At 44.3% G+C, this 17,409-nt stretch carries 22 protein-coding genes; 16 read left to right on the top strand and 6 right to left on the bottom strand.

Annotated elements, in window-relative coordinates; all coding sequences use genetic code 11:
• Together AB2J24_RS19430 and AB2J24_RS19425 are read left to right on the top strand one after the other, a co-directional pair.
• Nucleotides 1-2,252 (top strand): cadherin domain-containing protein (locus tag AB2J24_RS19430; RefSeq protein WP_367386745.1); only part of this gene is annotated, 2,252 nt, incomplete at its 5' end.
• A gap of 158 nt (nucleotides 2,253-2,410) precedes the next feature.
• Nucleotides 2,411-2,740, top strand: coding sequence for an SH3 domain-containing protein (locus AB2J24_RS19425; RefSeq protein WP_162654053.1), 330 nt, complete (start codon nucleotides 2,411-2,413; stop codon nucleotides 2,738-2,740).
• 33 nt (nucleotides 2,741-2,773) lie between these two features.
• On the opposite strand, the gene AB2J24_RS19420 is transcribed toward AB2J24_RS19425, so the two are convergent.
• Entirely contained in the window at nucleotides 2,774-3,382 is a 609-nt protein-coding gene (locus tag AB2J24_RS19420) for a histidine phosphatase family protein (RefSeq protein ID WP_367386744.1), read from the bottom strand.
• 198 nt (nucleotides 3,383-3,580) lie between these two features.
• On the opposite strand from AB2J24_RS19420, the gene AB2J24_RS19415 reads away from it, so the two are divergent.
• The 3 genes from AB2J24_RS19415 to AB2J24_RS19405 all read left to right on the top strand — a co-directional run bounded on the left by AB2J24_RS19415 (nucleotide 3,581) and on the right by AB2J24_RS19405 (nucleotide 5,069).
• Nucleotides 3,581-4,009, top strand: a complete 429-nt coding sequence (locus AB2J24_RS19415) for a curlin (RefSeq protein WP_162654051.1) — start codon at nucleotides 3,581-3,583, stop codon at nucleotides 4,007-4,009.
• Nucleotides 4,010-4,078: 69 nt separating this feature from the next.
• On the top strand, nucleotides 4,079-4,465 hold the full coding sequence (gene csgH / locus AB2J24_RS19410) for a curli-like amyloid fiber formation chaperone CsgH (RefSeq protein ID WP_367386743.1): 387 nt from the start codon (nucleotides 4,079-4,081) through the stop codon (nucleotides 4,463-4,465).
• Nucleotides 4,466-4,646: 181 nt separating this feature from the next.
• Complete coding sequence (locus AB2J24_RS19405) at nucleotides 4,647-5,069, top strand: curlin (protein ID WP_367386742.1); 423 nt, start codon at nucleotides 4,647-4,649, stop codon at nucleotides 5,067-5,069.
• Between the two features lie 72 nt (nucleotides 5,070-5,141).
• On the opposite strand, the gene AB2J24_RS19400 is transcribed toward AB2J24_RS19405, so the two are convergent.
• On the bottom strand, nucleotides 5,142-6,302 hold the full coding sequence (locus tag AB2J24_RS19400) for an aminodeoxychorismate synthase component I (RefSeq protein WP_367386741.1): 1,161 nt from the start codon (nucleotides 6,300-6,302) through the stop codon (nucleotides 5,142-5,144).
• Nucleotides 6,303-6,397: 95 nt separating this feature from the next.
• Nucleotides 6,398-8,074, bottom strand: coding sequence for a formate--tetrahydrofolate ligase (locus AB2J24_RS19395; protein WP_420883674.1), 1,677 nt, complete (start codon nucleotides 8,072-8,074; stop codon nucleotides 6,398-6,400).
• A gap of 170 nt (nucleotides 8,075-8,244) precedes the next feature.
• On the opposite strand from AB2J24_RS19395, the gene AB2J24_RS19390 reads away from it, so the two are divergent.
• Together AB2J24_RS19390 and AB2J24_RS19385 are read left to right on the top strand one after the other, a co-directional pair.
• Nucleotides 8,245-8,595 carry a hypothetical protein gene (locus AB2J24_RS19390; protein WP_162654047.1) on the top strand — a complete coding sequence of 117 codons (351 nt, stop codon included), beginning with the start codon at nucleotides 8,245-8,247 and terminating at the stop codon, nucleotides 8,593-8,595.
• A 96-nt stretch (nucleotides 8,596-8,691) separates the two neighbouring features.
• Nucleotides 8,692-8,985 carry a putative quinol monooxygenase gene (locus AB2J24_RS19385; RefSeq protein WP_367386740.1) on the top strand — a complete coding sequence of 98 codons (294 nt, stop codon included), beginning with the start codon at nucleotides 8,692-8,694 and terminating at the stop codon, nucleotides 8,983-8,985.
• Nucleotides 8,986-9,026: 41 nt separating this feature from the next.
• Here AB2J24_RS19385 and AB2J24_RS19380 read toward each other — a convergent pair whose 3' ends face one another.
• Both AB2J24_RS19380 and AB2J24_RS19375 read right to left on the bottom strand, forming a co-directional pair.
• A complete protein-coding gene (locus AB2J24_RS19380) occupies nucleotides 9,027-10,253 on the bottom strand; it encodes an alpha/beta fold hydrolase (RefSeq protein WP_367386739.1) in 1,227 nt (408 codons plus the stop codon).
• 132 nt (nucleotides 10,254-10,385) lie between these two features.
• Nucleotides 10,386-11,933 carry an EAL domain-containing protein gene (locus AB2J24_RS19375; RefSeq protein WP_367386738.1) on the bottom strand — a complete coding sequence of 516 codons (1,548 nt, stop codon included), beginning with the start codon at nucleotides 11,931-11,933 and terminating at the stop codon, nucleotides 10,386-10,388.
• A 225-nt stretch (nucleotides 11,934-12,158) separates the two neighbouring features.
• On the opposite strand from AB2J24_RS19375, the gene AB2J24_RS19370 reads away from it, so the two are divergent.
• From AB2J24_RS19370 to arsH, 7 genes are read left to right on the top strand one after another with little or no spacing between them, the layout of a single operon-like run.
• Complete coding sequence (locus tag AB2J24_RS19370) at nucleotides 12,159-12,602, top strand: VOC family protein (RefSeq protein ID WP_162654043.1); 444 nt, start codon at nucleotides 12,159-12,161, stop codon at nucleotides 12,600-12,602.
• Entirely contained in the window at nucleotides 12,602-13,375 is a 774-nt protein-coding gene (gloB, locus tag AB2J24_RS19365; protein ID WP_367386737.1) for a hydroxyacylglutathione hydrolase, read from the top strand. Before AB2J24_RS19370 ends, gloB begins: the two co-directional genes overlap by 1 nt.
• Nucleotides 13,329-14,141, top strand: coding sequence for an extensin family protein (locus AB2J24_RS19360; protein ID WP_367386736.1), 813 nt, complete (start codon nucleotides 13,329-13,331; stop codon nucleotides 14,139-14,141). Before gloB ends, AB2J24_RS19360 begins: the two co-directional genes overlap by 47 nt.
• A 50-nt stretch (nucleotides 14,142-14,191) precedes the next feature.
• Nucleotides 14,192-14,524, top strand: coding sequence for an ArsR/SmtB family transcription factor (locus tag AB2J24_RS19355; RefSeq protein ID WP_162654040.1), 333 nt, complete (start codon nucleotides 14,192-14,194; stop codon nucleotides 14,522-14,524).
• Between the two features lie 28 nt (nucleotides 14,525-14,552).
• Nucleotides 14,553-14,717: a hypothetical protein gene (locus AB2J24_RS19350; protein ID WP_367386735.1), complete on the top strand. Its 165-nt coding sequence runs from the start codon at nucleotides 14,553-14,555 to the stop codon at nucleotides 14,715-14,717.
• A 37-nt stretch (nucleotides 14,718-14,754) separates the two neighbouring features.
• Nucleotides 14,755-15,150 carry an arsenate reductase (glutaredoxin) gene (arsC, locus tag AB2J24_RS19345; protein WP_367386734.1) on the top strand — a complete coding sequence of 132 codons (396 nt, stop codon included), beginning with the start codon at nucleotides 14,755-14,757 and terminating at the stop codon, nucleotides 15,148-15,150.
• The gene (gene arsH, locus AB2J24_RS19340; protein ID WP_367386733.1) at nucleotides 15,150-15,863 is read left to right on the top strand and encodes an arsenical resistance protein ArsH; all 714 of its coding nucleotides are present in this window, start codon (nucleotides 15,150-15,152) and stop codon (nucleotides 15,861-15,863) included. The genes arsC and arsH overlap by 1 nt, the downstream gene beginning before the upstream one ends.
• Here the strand turns inward: arsH and AB2J24_RS19335 are convergent.
• Nucleotides 15,860-16,714: a LysR family transcriptional regulator gene (locus AB2J24_RS19335; RefSeq protein ID WP_367386732.1), complete on the bottom strand. Its 855-nt coding sequence runs from the start codon at nucleotides 16,712-16,714 to the stop codon at nucleotides 15,860-15,862. The genes arsH and AB2J24_RS19335 overlap by 4 nt on opposite strands.
• A 116-nt stretch (nucleotides 16,715-16,830) precedes the next feature.
• Between AB2J24_RS19335 and AB2J24_RS19330 the strand changes: the two genes are divergently transcribed.
• Together AB2J24_RS19330 and AB2J24_RS19325 are read left to right on the top strand one after the other, a co-directional pair.
• Entirely contained in the window at nucleotides 16,831-17,067 is a 237-nt protein-coding gene (locus AB2J24_RS19330) for a hypothetical protein (protein ID WP_367386731.1), read from the top strand.
• Between the two features lie 215 nt (nucleotides 17,068-17,282).
• Nucleotides 17,283-17,409 (top strand): GTP-binding protein (locus AB2J24_RS19325; protein ID WP_367384521.1); only part of this gene is annotated, 127 nt, incomplete at its 3' end.

Here is a 17,409-nt window from a genome sequence, read left to right as displayed (position 1 = left end):
AAGAGACGTTTACCTTAGCGGTCTCTGATATTGATGAAGTTGATGTGGGCGCGATCACCGATAGCAATGGTAGTGCAAACAATATTGATGAGAATGCCTCTGCGGGTTCTGTGGTTGGGATTACGGCGTTTGCCACAGATGCAGATGCCTCTGATAATATCAGCTATTCCCTGTCTGATGATGCAGGCGGATTGTTTACCATTGATGCGAACACAGGTGTTGTGACGACCACAGGACCTTTGGATGCGGAAAGTGCGAGTTCACATAATATTACCGTTGTTGCGACCTCAGATGATGGATCGACGTCTAATGAGACCTTTACGATTGGTGTGAATGATGTGAACGAGACATCGATCACAGCGATCAGTGACACAGATGGGTCTGGTAATAGTGTTGCTGAAAACGCCTCCACGGGTTCCGTGGTTGGTGTGACGGCGTTTGCCTCTGATGCGGATGCGAGCGATCATGTAAGCTATTCACTCTCGTCTAACCCGGGCGGGTTCTTTGCCATTGATGCCAATACGGGTGTTGTGACTGTGGCCTCTGGTCTTGATTATGAAACAGATACCTCACACACGATTGAAGTGACTGCCACTTCTGATGATGGCACAATCTCAACCCAAAGCTTTACGATTGATGTCAGTGATGTCAATGAAGGCCCAACCGATATGACCTTTGGCGGTAATGCTGGATTGGATATAGGAGTATCAAATACAATCGGCGCAGGTTCAGTTATTGGCGGCGTCGATTCTGTTATCGATGTTGATTCTGGTGAAACGTTTACGTTTGCTTTGACAGACGATGCTGGCGGCAAATTTGAAATCGACACAAACACTGGTGATATCAAGTTGGTTGCGGAACATGACGCATCATCAGTTTATAGTGATACTGTCGACGTTCAGGTAACTGATAGTGGTGGCAATACCTATACAGAAACCATTGGAATTCAGTTAGGCACTGATGGTGCTGAAACTCTCACAGGCACTTCAAATACTGATATTATGCATGGGTTTGGTGGTCAGGATACATTGAATGGGGGGGATGGCGATGATGTGCTTATCGCTGGAGATGCCGATGGAATGGCAACAACTGGCTCCAACCTCATAACGAACGGTGGATTTGAGAATACCTCTTCGGGTTGGACGTTGAATTCTGGTCCGGGTTTTCAGTTTTATGCCGATGGCCAAAGAAGCGTCAACACTACTGAGGGTAACTACTATCTTGATATGGACGAGGCTCCTGGAAACATTGATATTGAGCAGGCATTATCTGGTTTGTCGACAGGTACATCATATCAATTAAGTTTTGATACAGCTGCAACGGGTGGATATGACGCGAGTGTGGAGGTCTACTGGAACGGAGAATTAATTGACACAATAACTTCAGGTACAACGACAATGTCTTCCAATTCCTTCACTGTTGTTGGCGGGTCGGGCGATGGTAGTAATACTATTCAGTTTGTTGAGGTTGGCAATGTTGACTATGGTGGAACAGCACTGGATAATGTTCAACTGTTTGAAATGACACCGGCCACTGGTGACACCCTGAATGGTGGAGATGGTAATGACGTTCTCGTAAGCGGAAGCGGAGCTGATACTTTTGACGGCGGGGCCGGAACAGATACAGTCGATTATTCAAATGCGACCGCGGGTGTTAATGTTGCTTTTCAAGACACAGATGGCATGGGTTCTGGCGGTGAAATGCAGAATGTATCAGCTGGCGGACATGGTGGTGAAGCCGATGGCGATAGCTACACAAGTATTGAAAGCTTTGTTGGCTCAGATCACGCCGATAATGTGTATGGCGGATCGAGTGATATGAGTTTTCAGCTAGGTGCTGGTAATGACACTTTCGACACAAGTAACAACACGGCGATCGTTGATACTGTTGATGGCGGCGCAGGTAACGACACTATTTGGGGCGGCGGCGGCAATGATATTCTGACGGGTGGTACAGGCAACGACACCCTTTACGGCGAAAGCGGAAGCGATATGTTCTTATTTTCCGAAGGTGATGGAGCTGACATCATCAGCGGCGGTGAAGGTGGCGGATGGACTGATACTATTCAATTATCAGATACTGGTGGTGATCTGGGCGAGTATGGCACGGATTGGACAGTGTCACTGACATCTGGATCGATTGATTCACAAGATGCAAACAGTCTTTCATTAAGTGATGACGCCGATGGTATCATCACGCTTGATGATGGTTCGACAATCAACTTCCTTGATATCGAGCGCATAGAATTTTGAAAGGGTAACATGAGCAGTGATTAAGCTTATGAGCCTTCCGGAATAAAATTAGACTGAGCGAAACCTGAACCCAATATGAATTGGGCGCTCAAGTGTTGTTCAGTTTTTCTTCTCTATGTTGGGTTCAAGATTAATTCTTGAATTCCTTGGAGGGGACTATGACAAATATTAATTCAATCGCTAAGAACACAATTGTTGCCCTTGTAGCTTTCGCGGCTACACTTCCTTTGACGACAGCAAGCCACGCCGGTGGCTACAAAGCAGGATACCACGCTTATGTGGATGGTGTTGCTTCTTGGGATGTTTTGAACATGCGAAAATGGCCGGCTTCCTATTCACAAAAAGTAGCTGCAATCCCGGACAACGGATGGGGAATTTGGGTTGAGCGCTGTATCTATAAAGAAGACGCTAGCGATTGGTGTAAGGTCAAATATGCTGACCAGTGGGGCTGGGTGAATAAGAAATATATCACCGAATATGAATATTGATAGAGACGGAGGCGGTCGCTCTGACCGCCTTTTTTATTTCATCTCTTCCATTGCGTGCCAGCCATGCAATGGTTTTTTTGTGTTGATATCGAAGGCAAAGTAATTTCCACCGCCGACAGCACCAGTATTGGCTGCACCTTGGTCAAACTTACGGTGAATTTCATTTCCTGATAATGCGCAATATAACAATGTGCCAACGCCGCCATGTCCGACAAAAAGAACATCGTCGTGTTTATGAGAACTGAGACTTTCATTCACCTGTTGTAATATGCGTGTTTGCGCGTGTTGAGCCGTTTCCCAACCTCGAGCGCTTATATCAGGGTTGGCGAAAAATTGATCGGCTACCCTTTCAAATTCATCAGGTTTTAGAAAGCCAGTTGAGCTGCGGTCATTTTCATGCATGAGAGGGCAGATCGTTAATGTGCAGCCCAAAATATCAACAATTGGTTCGGCGGTTTCTAATGCTTTTGTTTCGTTGCTTGAAATCACATATTTCGTATCGGAAAGAATATCTTCCTTTGTGATGCGCTCTGTAAGTTGCTTCACCCGCGCTTGCCCAATTTCATTCAGGCTCCATTTTGGAACATCTTTGTCCGGGTTAATTAAAACTTGGGGATGAGAGAGATATCGAGCAATGGGCATATTAGATTAGCCTTCGCGTTAACTGAGTTTCTTACTGTCGCGTATCTTATATAGCAAATTGGTAAACTAAGGGTCTGTCAAAAACTGAGTTAATAAATAATGAACGCTAGATGAATAGCACCTTCAGTTTTCGTTCAATTGCTCTGTTCTAAAGATGAGTTGCATTAAACAATACAACTCAATTTTAGGGAAAAGAAAATGACACATAAACTCGTAATTACAGCAGCAATCGCACTTGGCATCTTCGCAAGCCCAGTTATGGCAAATGATGTTTCCATCCAACAGTTCGGCTTTGGTAACAATGCCGGTGGCGGACAAATTGGCGTTCATAATATAATTGGTGTTTTTCAAGATGGCATTAATAATGATGTAACCAGCACGCAGGATGGTCATCACAACACGGCTGCAACTGGTCAAGTAGGCGTGAATAATGCGTCAACGACGGATCAGCTTGGAAGCTTTAACTCGGCTGGTGTTGGCCAATTTGGTGCCAATCATACATCAGTTCTAACACAAGATGGTCATGGCAATATCGCCGCTGGTGTTCAGGTTGGTAATGGTTGCTCTGCGGATGTTGATCAAAATGGCGCAGGTAATACGGCAGCGTTTGTTCAAGTTTGCCCCTAATGGATTTGGCTCTATCCGGTGATGATGAAACCCAATCACATCACCGGATAATGATAAAGGAGACAATAAATGATTATTAAAAACAAAGTCGTTCAAGTTGGTTTTTTAGCAAGCATGCTACTACCAGCAATCGTGGGTTATTCCGTCGTTACCGTACAGGCCTTGGAAGCAAATTCTGATGCTGCATTATGTCAAATAGAAGCAACACAACAGGGTAATACGTTTTTGGTTAAAGCAACAGTTGAAGCCGAACATGCCGGCTTAGGACGTTATCAATTTGGTATTAGTAATGGCACTGGCATAAATATCACTCAAGGTGGGGAATTCCTAACTTCTAATGGTGAACAGCAAACATTGAGCCAGGTTGTCGTGAGTAAAGGACAGGCTGCATATAATGCAAATCTGCATATCATATTTGACGACCAAGTTGCTGAATGTCAGGAGATAATCAAATAGTGCATATTCAGATTTTTGACTTTCCATAAACCCCGCTCACCGCGGGGTTTGTTGTTTTCATACACCAGCAATAAGTGATTTTCTATGGTTAATGGAATATGAACAAGGTGTTGGGATTAGGTTCAGTTGGCGGGTTGTAGATTGAAGTCATCAGATAATTTATATACTAGGGAAATAAATCATGACTTCACTTACACGTAAATCAATGACTTCAATCGCAACTGGCATTACAGCTATTACACTGGCTTCATTGGCTGTACTGCCCGCGCAAGCAGGTGGTCAAATTCAAATCGATATTGCTGCACAAAACTCCCAAGATGCAAATGCTATCAAGACAGGGCTAGCATTCTATTCAATTGTTAAAGGCATTAAATCTCAAGGTGGCATCACGCAAAATGGAAATGGCAACAATGCTGGCGTTGCGCAAAATGGATCAGGCAATCAGGGTATTGTTCATCAACACGGCAACGGTCACAACGGAACTGTTCAGCAAGTGGGTAACAATAACTCTCACGGTTTGTTTCAGTTTGGGAAAAATACTGATGCGCATGCCAACCAAAATGGTAATGGCAATGCAGGCGCAACATTTGCCTTTGGCTGGTAGGTCGTATTCACAGTCTTACAAATAACCCCACTATGTAACTTGATGGTGGGGTTTAATTTTGCCTGCTGCCAATCAATTAGAAATCTTCGCCAGTTCGGTCGCAAATTTTGCTTTTGTCAGACATTCTTCATATTCAGATTTCGCGGTTGATTCCAATGTCACGCCGCCGCCCACGTTAAACAAGGCGGTCTGGTCATCATATAGACTAATCGTGCGAATGGGCACATTAAATTGCATCGCTCCGGAGGGTGCTATCCAGCCAATTGCACCGCAATATACATCGCGTGGCTGATGGTCTTCAAGCTCGGTCAATATTTCCATTGTTCTAATCTTCGGAACACCCGTAATGGACCCGCAAGGAAACAGTGCTCGCACTATATCGGCAAAGCGTGTTCCGGCTTTCACCTTGCCGCGAACGCGACTTACCAATTGGTGCAATGTTGCATATGTTTTCAGCTGATATAACTGTGGAACACAAACAGAACCGGCGTCGCATATATGCGAGATATCATTTCTCAACAGATCTACAATCATAACATTTTCACTGAGGTTCTTAGGGTCATTCTTGAGTGTTGTAATGATAGCTTGATCTTCAATTTTTGTAGTGCCACGTGGCGCTGTGCCTTTCATGGGTCGTGATTCAATCCAACCCTCTTGATCGACTTGAAAGAACATCTCTGGCGATCGGGACAAGATGATCGGTCCACCAAGATCAACAAAAGCTGCATGGTTCACAGGCTGAATGTCACGCAATCGTTCGAATAGCTCAAATGGGTTGCCCTGCCATTGCGATGTCATCGGAAAGGTTAAATTCCCTTGATAACAATTCCCGATTTTCATATGTTGCGTTAGTTGATCGAACTTTTCGGCATAGGTATCGAAATCCCATAGTGGAACTGGTCTGCCGAAACGTGTGCGATTGGTATCAGCTGGCGCTTGGGTTGCTGGTGTGGTGTTTGAGGAAGGGTTATCAAAAATGCCAAAACAGGCAAGCGGTGCACGCCTGTTGCTCGGGATAATCTTTTTTAACTTTTCTTCAAAGCAATATCCGGCCTCATAACTTAGATATCCAGCAACCCAGTTGCCCGATGCACCCCGCAACTCAATTTCCTGCAAAACATCTATGAGTTCTTCCGGCGTGTGTGCCGTTATGATGTCATGCGGGCTCTCAAAGGACAGAGAGGTTCCTGCAATTTCATCACGGAACATAATATGGCGAGTTGAGATATCCATCTAAGGCGTGGCTATAAAATTGACCTTCTAATAATACAAGACCTTCCGCCGACTTTCGCAGCGGAAGGTTTGGTTAAATTTTGACTTGGTAAACTCTAGAACAGACCTTCAATCAAACCTTCTTCATTAAGCATAATCTGTTCTGCCGACGGCGTACGAGGCAGGCCCGGCATTGTCATGATTTCACCGCAGATAACCACAATAAAGCCAGCGCCGGCGGATAAACGAACTTCACGAACCGGCATTGAGTGGCCAGTCGGTGCACCACGAAGACTAGGGTCTGTTGAGAATGAATATTGAGTTTTGGCCATGCAAACAGGTAAATGGCCATAGCCTGCAGTTTCCCAAGCTCTAAGTTGGTCGCGGATTTTTTTGTCTGCAAGAACCTCATCAGCGCGGTAGATGCGTTTTGCAATAGTTTCGATTTTCTCGAATAATGGCATGTCGTCAGGGTAGAGCGGGTGGAAGGCGGCCATATCGCTTTCAGCCATTTTCACCACTTGATGGGCAAGTTCTTGAATGCCGTCAGAGCCATGCGCCCAATGCTTACAAAGTATGGCTTCTGAACCTAGGCTGGCCACATATTCTTTAACCGCTTCAACTTCGCTATCGGTATCAGTCACAAAATGGTTGATCGCAACAACGACCGGAACGCCAAATGATTTCACATTTTCAATATGGCGCCCTAGGTTCGCACAACCGTTTTTCACGGCATCGACATTTTCACTGCCAAGATCAGCTTTCGCAACGCCACCATTCATTTTCATTGCACGAATTGTAGCCACAAGCACAACGGCATCCGGTGCGATGCCTGCTTTGCGGCATTTGATGTTCATGAATTTTTCAGCGCCAAGATCAGCGCCAAAGCCTGCCTCTGTAACAACGTAGTCAGCCAACTTAAGAGCTGTTTTTGTCGCAACAACAGAGTTGCAGCCATGAGCAATATTTGCAAATGGTCCGCCATGCACAAAGGCGGGATTGTTTTCTAATGTTTGAACAAGGTTTGGCTGCATCGCATCTTTGAGCAGAACAGTCATCGCACCATCGGCTTTAATATCGCGGCAATAAATTGGTGTGCGATCACGGCGATAGGCAACGATGATATCGCCAAGACGCTTCTGCAGGTCTTCCAGATTATTGGATAGGCACAAGATTGCCATAACCTCTGATGCGACTGTGATATCAAAGCCAGCTTCGCGCGGAAAGCCGTTGGCAATCCCGCCGAGAGATGCCGTGATCTGGCGAAGGGCACGATCATTCATATCCATAACGCGACGCCAGACAATGCGTCGAATATCAATCTCTTGTTCATTGCCCCAATAAACATGATTATCAATCATAGCTGATAATAGATTATGCGCTGATGTGATGGCATGGAAATCGCCCGTGAAATGAAGGTTCATGTCTTCCATTGGAACAACCTGTGCGTATCCACCACCAGCTGCGCCACCTTTCATGCCAAAGCATGGTCCTAATGAGGCTTCGCGAATACAAATCGCTGCTTTTTTACCAATTGAGTTAAGGCCGTCGCCCAAGCCAACAGTTGTTGTTGTTTTGCCTTCTCCTGCTGGTGTCGGGTTGATGGCGGTAACCAGAATTAGCTTACCGTCTTTTTTACCCTCCTGAGCTCTGATGAATTCGGCAGATACCTTCGCCTTGTCATGGCCAAACGGTAGCAGATCATCATTTGGGATACCTAGCTTTGCACCAATTTCCTGAATGGGTTGCTTTTTTGCTTCGCGCGCAATTTCGATGTCAGTTTTGAAGGCCATGATGTGCTCCCTGAAAATGTGATTTTAGGTAGCGTAGGAGCAATCATAAATAACAGCTTGTCCAAAAAAGACGATAAATAATGAGTATAAGACTTATTGATCTGATATGCACGACATGTCAAAGTGGTTCTGGAAATCCAACTAATTCAAGGCAATTTACGAGAATGATCATGAAATCTTTTTTATCTACAATATGCGTGACGCTTATTCTGTCTGTAAGTTCAGGGGCAGTTCACGCTGATAACATACCTTACTATAACAAAGTCACATTAAATGTAGGTCAAAGTGCTGTCTTGAAGGGTGTAAGGCATAAGAATTGTGATTCAAAGCGCGCGCCTGGTAGTTTTGGAAAGTTACCAAAAACCAAGTTAGGGAAATTTAAACGAGGTAAGAAAGGCACTATAAATAGTGTGAGTTGCGGAAAAGAAGTCCCAGCTAGGGAACTAATATTTGTAGCGCGTAAACGTGGCACAGAAAAGCTGATAGTCAAAGGCGATCCTATCACAATAACAGTGAAATAGTTTGGATGCATCTAAGTGGAATCTCTTCTATTTTTCCAAATTTCATAGGAATTTTTAAGAAACCAAATATGCAATGAGTTCTGGTGAGTGTTTCAGATGGTTGATGATAACAAAATTTATTTGAACGGTTATTTGGATGTTCCCGCTGAGCGTTGGGATGCTGTTATGAATGCGCTACCAAAGCATATAGAGCTGACTATGGCGGAAGCTGGCTGTATTTCATTTGATGTAAAACCATGCCCGGATACTGCAAACCGTTTGCTTGTTGCGGAGGCCTTCGAGGATCAAGCTGCTTTTGATTTCCATCAGGCGCGCAATAAAGCTTCTGTTTGGTTTCAAACCACGTTGGGCATCGCACGTCATTTCAATATAGAAGTTGGCACACCTTAATAAGTTCATTTAAGGCCGATGTATAGATAGAAAGATTTGGCTTAATCAGCGAACTTAGTCACAATCGCAGCATTTGCTTCAAGCGTTTTATGAACGGGACATTTGTCAGCTATTTTGAGCATCTTTTCTTGTGTTGCTTCATCGAAATCACCTTCTAACGTAATTGCGCGTTCGAAACGGTCTATTTTGCCGGATGCTGCATCATCAAGTTCACAAGCTTCGCAATCTTGAGCATGAACCTTATCGTGTGTCACATTCACAGAAACTCGGTTCAGTGGAATTTTCTTAAAGTCAGCATACATGCGGATGGTCATGGATGTGCAGGCGCCAAGTGCGATATTCAAATAGTCATAAGGTGTTGGGCCAGTGTCATGCCCGCCAACGCTTTCAGGTTCATCTGCAATCAATGAGTGGTGCCCAACTCGAATAGCATTCTGAAATTTGCCTTCTTTGGTTTCTGTAACATTAACGCCAACCACCGTTTCGCCTTGTGCTGCAACATGATCATAATCAACGTAGCGCGATGCCCAAGCGGCGATAACTTCTGCAGTATAGGCAACGTCTTTCGGGTTGCTTAAAAGATGGTCTGCAGTATCAAGTGATACAAAGCTTTTTGGATGTTTTGCAGCTGTATAAATTTCAGCCGCATTCTCAATACCAACAGTAGCATCATTTGGAGCATGCAGAACCATGAGGGCTTTGTTCATTTTGGATACACGTTCGGCAATTGTCTGATTTCGCAAATCTTCAACAAACTCGCGTTTGATTTTAAATGGTCGACCGGCGAGTTTGAGCTCGGCCAGACCGTTAACTTCAATCTCATCAAGATGATCTGAGAAATTATGGATGACATGATCGGCATCGGCAGGGGCGCCAATGGTTGCAATGGCTTTTGCTTCAGGCACATCATTAGCCGCTGCAAGCGTTGCTGCCCCGCCAAGCGAATGTCCAATAAGTATTGATGGAGCTTCGTAGTTTTGGCGTAAGTAATCCGCAGCGGATAGAATATCTCCGATGTTCGACGTAAATGTTGTATCTTCAAAGTCGCCAGCAGATGCGCCTAATCCGGTAAAATCAAACCGCAAGAGTGCTATTCCGCGTTTGGAAAGCTCATCAGCAATCTTGCGTGCTGCTAAAATATCCTTTGTGCATGTAAAACAATGAGCAAATATCGCATAGGCACGTGTTGGCCCATCAGGTAAGTGTAGCTTAGCAGCCAATGATGAACCCAAAGATCCATTGAATTTTATATTTTGAACTTTTGCCATATGTGTTCCCACCCCAAAAAGAGAAATGCCGTAATTATTTATTGTATTTATATGTATGTATTCGTCTGGGAAGTGAAATCACTTCACTTCGCATAATCGTGAGATGTTTGTGAGGGGGGGACTTCACGCCTGTTACAACGCGCGTTGTTTATCCACCTGCGCACAAAATTCCTCTGGCGGCATCGGTTTTGCGATGAGATAACCTTGCCCTTGATCCACACCAAGTTTGGTTAGGATTTTGGCTTGTTTTTCTGTCTCAACACCTTCGGCAATGGTTTCCATTTTCATCCGTTTAGCGAGCTGAACAAGGATTTGTACAATTTCATCACCCCCATCATCAGAGATGAAATCTACGAATTTCTTATCAATCTTAATGATGTCAGCTTGCAGATCTTGAACGTAAGAAAGCCCGTTATGGCCTGTTCCAGTATCATCAAGCGCGACACGAAATCCGAGGTCTTTTAATATTTTTATCTGTTCAACCGTTTTCTTTGTGTCTTCAATTTCTTGCCGTTCCGTTATTTCCAAAACAATTTGTTCCGGGCGAACATTGCAGCACCCAACAATACTCATAAGATCGTTGACGAAACAATCTGAGGCCAGATCAGCAGGTATAATATTGAAGGAAATTTTAAGCGATTGGTCGCGATTAAGAATATCACCCACCTGTTCAAGTGTCTGCTTAATGATGGTACGCGTCATTTGTACGATTAAGCCGCTATCTTCGGCAATTGGTATGAACTTGTATGGTGGTATCATCTCACCATCTGGTTTGACCCAACGCATAAGCGCTTCGCCACCGATTATTTTGCGGCTCTTTAGATCAAACAATGGTTGAACGAACGGAATAAATTCATCTCCTTCGATGCCGCGTTTGATGAGTGTGACCGGGTTATCTGGGCGGCTCAGTAGTTGTGCAACAAGTAAGCTGAATATGATGCCCAAGATGCCGCCACCAACAATGAAAGCCAGCTCATTCCCACGTTGATGTGTAATCAGTTGCTCTTTTTTGACCGATAACTCGACAAAGAGCGGATATCGTGAAGATGATGCACTGTATGTGACAAGGCTTTTCTCGGAGGCCATCGCATTATCGCGCGCACCAATTGGATTTTCGCTGTTAAAGCCAATGCTGGCAACGGAATTATCACGCCAGTCAGATGGGAAAACATCAAAAAGCAATGTATCAAGATTTATGAGTGCCATCAAACCGCTGTTTTCGAATTGCCAAGATATGCCTATCAGTCCATTCTTGCCTGTGCCGATTTCCAGAAACTTGATGTTTTCATTAAGTGAGATAAAGGTCTTTTTCTCAGACAGGTTAAAATCAGCGACCGCGCTTTCACTTGCAATCGCGGTGCAACGTATGTTTCCTGCTTTATCTAGGATTGCAATGTCTTTTATATTTCCGCGGGAGTATAAAATACCGGAAAGACGATTTATGCTTTCAACATCACATGTGCTGGCGGCACTTACGTTCGCCTCATGAAGTGCCAAAATTGCGTAATCCGCTGCAAGTTCTGCCCTTACAAGCAATCGTTGACTGAGGTCTTGAAGATAGGTTTTGTTTTGTTTGAAGTGGAAGTATTCGTAAGTGACCTTTGTGCCAAATAGTGCTGATATACTCAACACCAGAACAACGGAGAAATATCCCAGCTTAGTCTTGAAAAAGTTGCCCATCTTCACTTCGTCCCTAATCGCTGTCGATAGAATTCATTATCTCCACATCATTTAAATTCGAATGCGATAAAAACGAGATTGATTGAATGATCCAAGCCTGCGATAACTACTTCAGTTAAATAAAACCCTGCATATATTTGGAAGTATTAGCCGAAAAAGGTTAATATTGGTTCACTGAAGTATTGTTAGATGAATAACCCAAATAGTGCACCGAGAGGATATGAAATGCGCTACGTACACACAATGGTTCGAGTAACTAACCTAGAAGATTCGCTTGATTTTTGGTGTAACAAAATGGGGTTGATAGAGACCAAACGTTCAGAAAACGAGAAGGGCAAGTTTACACTTATTTTTTTGGCGGCCCCAAAAGATCACGCACATGCGAAAGAACATGGTGCTCCTGAATTGGAGCTAACCTATAATTGGGGAAGCAAAGAAGTTTACGAAACCGGGCGCTCCTGGGGGCATTTGGCTTATAAAGTCGATGATATTTACAAAACATGTCAAGATTTGATGGATAAAGGTGTTGTGATCAATCGTCCTCCTCGTGATGGACGTATGGCGTTTGTTAAATCGCCTGACAATGTCTCGATTGAATTTATTCAAGAAGGAGATAGCTTGCCTATTCAGGAGCCGTGGGCTTCAATGGAAAATGAAGGTAGTTGGTAATGGGGCTTAAGTTTTATCAGTTTGCATCGCCTCCGATGGACAATTACGGCGTGTTAATTCACGCTGAAGAAACTGGAGAAACAGCATGTGTTGACGCTGGTGATGCAGCGGCTGTCATGGCTGCACTTGATGAAACAGGCTGGAAACTAAGCGAATTGTGGGTCACACACCACGATTTTGACCACACGGATGGTATCGCGGAAGTAAAGGAAAAAACAGGCTGCCACATTATTGGTCCTGCAAGCCAACCAACTGGGAAAATTAGTGGTCTCGATCAAAAAGTTTCCGACGGTGATGAATTTTCATTTGCTGGTAGAAATGTTCAAGTTCTGCACACACCGGGGCATACGCTTGATCTGATCAATTATTACCTGCCTGATGATAATACGCTTTTTGCAAGTGACACAATGTTTGTTATGGGTTGCGGTCGCATCAAAGAAGGCACGCCTGAGCAGATGTGGAATAGTTTGCAAAAGCTCATGAGCTTACCGCCGGAAACCATCATTTACTGTGGTCATGAATATACGCAAAATAATGTCGAATTTGCCTTAACAGTTGACCCTGAGAATGAAGATTTAAAAAATCGTAGCGAGTTAATTTCAGCCCTAAGATCACAAGGTGAAAGTACTGTCCCGACAATGCTGAGTATTGAGCTTGCGACGAATCCTTTCTTGCGTGTGTCAGACAAATCTATCCGCACCAATTTGAATATGGAAAACGCGACCGATGAGCAGGTTTTCACAGAAATCAGACGCCGAAAGGATCGATTCTAGACTGATGTTCGCAAAAGTTAAGAGTATCGTCGCAACTACCGCTATTATTTATTTGATTGCCGTAGCATCTGCACTATCGGAAGATGACTTGTCAGTACCTGTTCCAGCGGACGCCCCTTTACCGCAAGTGACAAATCCAGCTCAAGCAAAGAGTAAGGTGGTTTCAAAGTTTAAAGGTGCTCAAAATAAGCCACCTTTTACTCTCGCCGCTGCAAAAAGATGTGAGGCGGAATTAAAAAAGAGGAGAATTAAATTTATCCTTCTCGATAAGATTAGTGACCCTAAGGGTTGCTTGGTTGAAAGACCACTAAAACTCTCTGCTCTTGGTAAAGGTATCGCCCTTTCAAGTGAAATTACCGCACGATGTGAAGTTGTTCTTGCGCTGGATGACTTAGTTTCTGATGTCGCCGCGCCAAGTGCTAAACTGCATCTCGATAAAAAGTTGATCGAGATAAAAACGTCAACAAGCTACCAGTGCAGAACGCGCTATGGTGCGAAAGGCACCAAAGTCAGCGAACATGGTTTTGCCAATGGGATTGATATTACCGGATTCAAGTTCGCAGATAAAAAAGTGATGCCTGTGTCGCCTAAAACGGGAGTGGTTTCCGGTCACGCTTTGAATGCGGCCAAGTTTCAAGCCGCAGTTCGTGCGGGTGCTTGTGCATATTTTACGACTGTTCTAGGTCCGGGAACCAATGCAGCACATAAAGATCATTTTCATTTTGACCTTGCTTACCGCAAAGGTGGCTATCGTTTGTGCGAGTAAGGTCTAAAACTGTATTGACAGAATATATTTATATCCATATATCATGATATATGGATATAAATACTGCAACCATCTCATTCTCGGCATTATCTCAAGAAACACGATTGAGTGTTTTTCGTCTCATGGTAAAGGCGGGTGATAAGGGTATGCTCGCCGGAGAAATTGGTGAGGCGCTGAATGTTAAACAAAACACTATGTCTGCGAATTTAAACGTATTAATGCAAGCTGGCTTGCTTAAAAACAAGCGAGAAGGGCGAGGAATTCGTTACTTCATAGATTTTCAGAATATGGGACACTTATTGGCTTTCCTATTGGAGGATTGTTGCGGTGGAAAGCCAGAGGTCTGTAGGCCTGCAATTGAGAAGATATTGAAGTGCTGTTGAAACGAGATCTATTTATCGCGAGGCGTAAATGACAGTTCCTGTTGATGTTGGATTTAAGAATGAGAGCAAGTGTTGCGGTGGTTCGCCGACTGAAAACACGAACGCATGTTGTCTGGAAGATGAAAAGGCAAAAAAATGGGAAAGGAAGGTTGCGGATGTACCGTTAAATCTGAACCTACTTCTGAAAATGTAAAATGTTGCAGTTAGTTATAATTTTAGAAAGCATTTAAATGAGCATTGTAATTCACCATAATTCTGCCTGCGGCACATCTCGCAACGTGTTAGAGATGATTCGCGCTGCTGGCGAAGAACCTATCGTTATTGAATATCTCACCGAAGGCTGGACGCGCGCTCAATTACTGGCGTTGTTTGCAGCGGCAGATCTCACCCCGCGCCAAGCGCTGCGCACGTCAAAATCCCCTGCCGAAGAACTGGGGTTGCTCGATGAAAATGTTTCAGATGAAGCGTTGTTAGACGCCATGCTTGAGCATCCGGTTCTGGTCAACCGTCCGATTGTGTGTTCTCCGAAAGGCGTAAAACTTTGCCGTCCGTCCGAGAAGGTTTTACCCCTGCTGTCAGGTGAGATAGGTGCATTTACCAAAGAAGATGGTGAGATTATTAAATAATGGATGAGTTGAAAAATTTGGATCAAGAGCAGTTCCATCAAGTTAAAATTGAACAGTTAGCCGGGGCGGATAAACCACCGCACCCACCACGAATTTTGCTGCTTTATGGCTCGCTCCGAGAGCGCTCATTCTCACGCTTTGTGGCCGAAGAATCCAGACGCCTGCTTGAGGCGTTGGGTTGCGAAGCAAAGATCTTTGACCCGCGTGATTTGCCTTTGCCCGATGCGGTCGAAGCAGAAGATAACGAAAAGGTGCAAGAATTGCGTAAACTAGCCATGTGGGCCGAAGGCATGATCTGGGTGTCACCTGAACGCCATGGCGCGATGACTGGCATCATGAAAGCGCAAATCGATTGGATTCCGTTGTCCGTTGGTGCTGTTCGCCCCACACAAGGTAAAACACTGGCTGTGATGCAAGTTTGTGGTGGTTCGCAAAGCTTCAACGCTGTGAATCAAATGCGAATTCTTGGCCGTTGGATGCGGATGATTACGATCCCCAATCAATCATCTGTTGCCAAAGCATGGGCAGAGTTTGATGAAAATGGGCGCATGAAGCCATCCGGTTTTTACAATCGCATTGTCGATGTGGTCGAAGAGCTGGTGAAATTCACCCATCTTACCCGAAGCCGGTCCGACTACCTCGTCGACCGCTATTCCGAACGGGTGGAAACAGCTCAGGAGCTAATGAAACGCGTAAATCAGCGCTCGATTTAACCTTCTTGTGCTTCAAAATATTCGGTAATCGCATCGATCATGCATGCGTCTTGTTTTCTGGCAGACGAAGTTGCTTCCAGCACAAACTCAGTTGAGGGAAGCGGCGACAGGCCAATTTTTTCTGGCAGAACCTTGCAATCTGCTGGAAGCGTCCTTTGTTCGAGGCATGCGATGCCCAATCCCGCTGAAATGGCTGCCTTCACGGCAAACACATTTGATCCAATGAACACCTCTTGCCATGGAATTTTAGCCGCGTTGAGTGAGTTAATCGCCATTTGCCGCAGTGAGCAGGGTGAGCCCAAAGATACCAGTGGAACTGGCTTGTCTGGCTCATACTCAAAGTCCTTAGAGGCCATCCAAACAAGCTTACCATTGAACAGGCTTTGGCCCTTATGGTCTCCAGTAAGTCGTTTTGCGACAATGGTATCTAGTTTCAGGCGGGCAAGTCCTGCATATAGTTCCTCCGAACTTAACACGCTGACGGACATCCTATATTGGGGGAGCTTCTCGCTTAGTATTCGTAAAAGTTCGGGCAGATTTTGATCTATTCCATGATAGGTAACACCAAGCCTGAAACTTTGCTTCTCACTCTGGCGGGTGATGCTGTGCAGCGTATTGTCATGTGCACCAAGCAGATCTTTTGCCTTTGGGATGAAGTCCGTTCCGAAATTGGTCAGTTCAACACCATGTGGTGAGCTGTCAAACAATTTGTTTCCTAATAATTGTTCCAGCTTTTTAACGCGCATTGAAATTGTTGATTGTGTTGCGCCCAAAAGTTCTGCCGCTAAGGTGAAACTTTCTTTTTCTGCAACGACGCAAAACGCGCGAAGATTTCCGATATCAATATTCATTAGCTAGCCATATCTATTATTGTTATTCGAAATTCAAATTTTGATTATTTGTTATATTCGTTTCACAAATGATAAGTCAACTACTATGTTGGATTCAAATTCAACAGGAGATTAAGATGTTTCATTCAAATATAACAACTGGCTCTATCTATAAAGTTCAACCGAAACAGACAATGTTTCAATCGTTACGTACAGCGTTACAAAAAGCATTTTTCTATTCGCCTGAGGATAAGTTCGTCCAAACCAAGCAAGCAGCAGATCAGCTTGAAGCTTTATATGAGATGCAAGCCAGTGAAGAGCACGATATTGCGGATTTTGAAACGCCCACACCAAAGTTCACATTTTGGGTATAAATGGTTGATGTTCCACCCCTTACATTTGCAAAAATGACACCTATATTAATCAAGCTTCATCAAATCATTCAAAAATGACATAAATTACTTGCGAAACGGCGCTTAAAGTCTTATCAGGCTGGCACTTCGCATTTGTGGCTTATGTTAGTTTTGATGTGAAGCCATCGCCGGCCTTAGGCCGTTATTTTTGCCCGATAAACATAAGGTAGGACATCATGGCAAAGGAAAAGTTTGAGCGCAATAAGCCTCACGTAAACATTGGCACGATTGGTCACGTTGATCATGGTAAAACGAGTTTGACAGCTGCTATCACGAAATTTTTTGGTGATTTTAAAGCTTACG

The organism is Lentilitoribacter sp. EG35, from assembly GCF_040784015.1.
In the GTDB taxonomy this organism is placed as follows: domain Bacteria; phylum Pseudomonadota; class Alphaproteobacteria; order Rhizobiales; family Rhizobiaceae; genus Lentilitoribacter.
The sequence above is the reverse complement of the archived record's forward strand: the minus strand, read 5'-3'. Positions and strand labels throughout refer to the sequence as shown.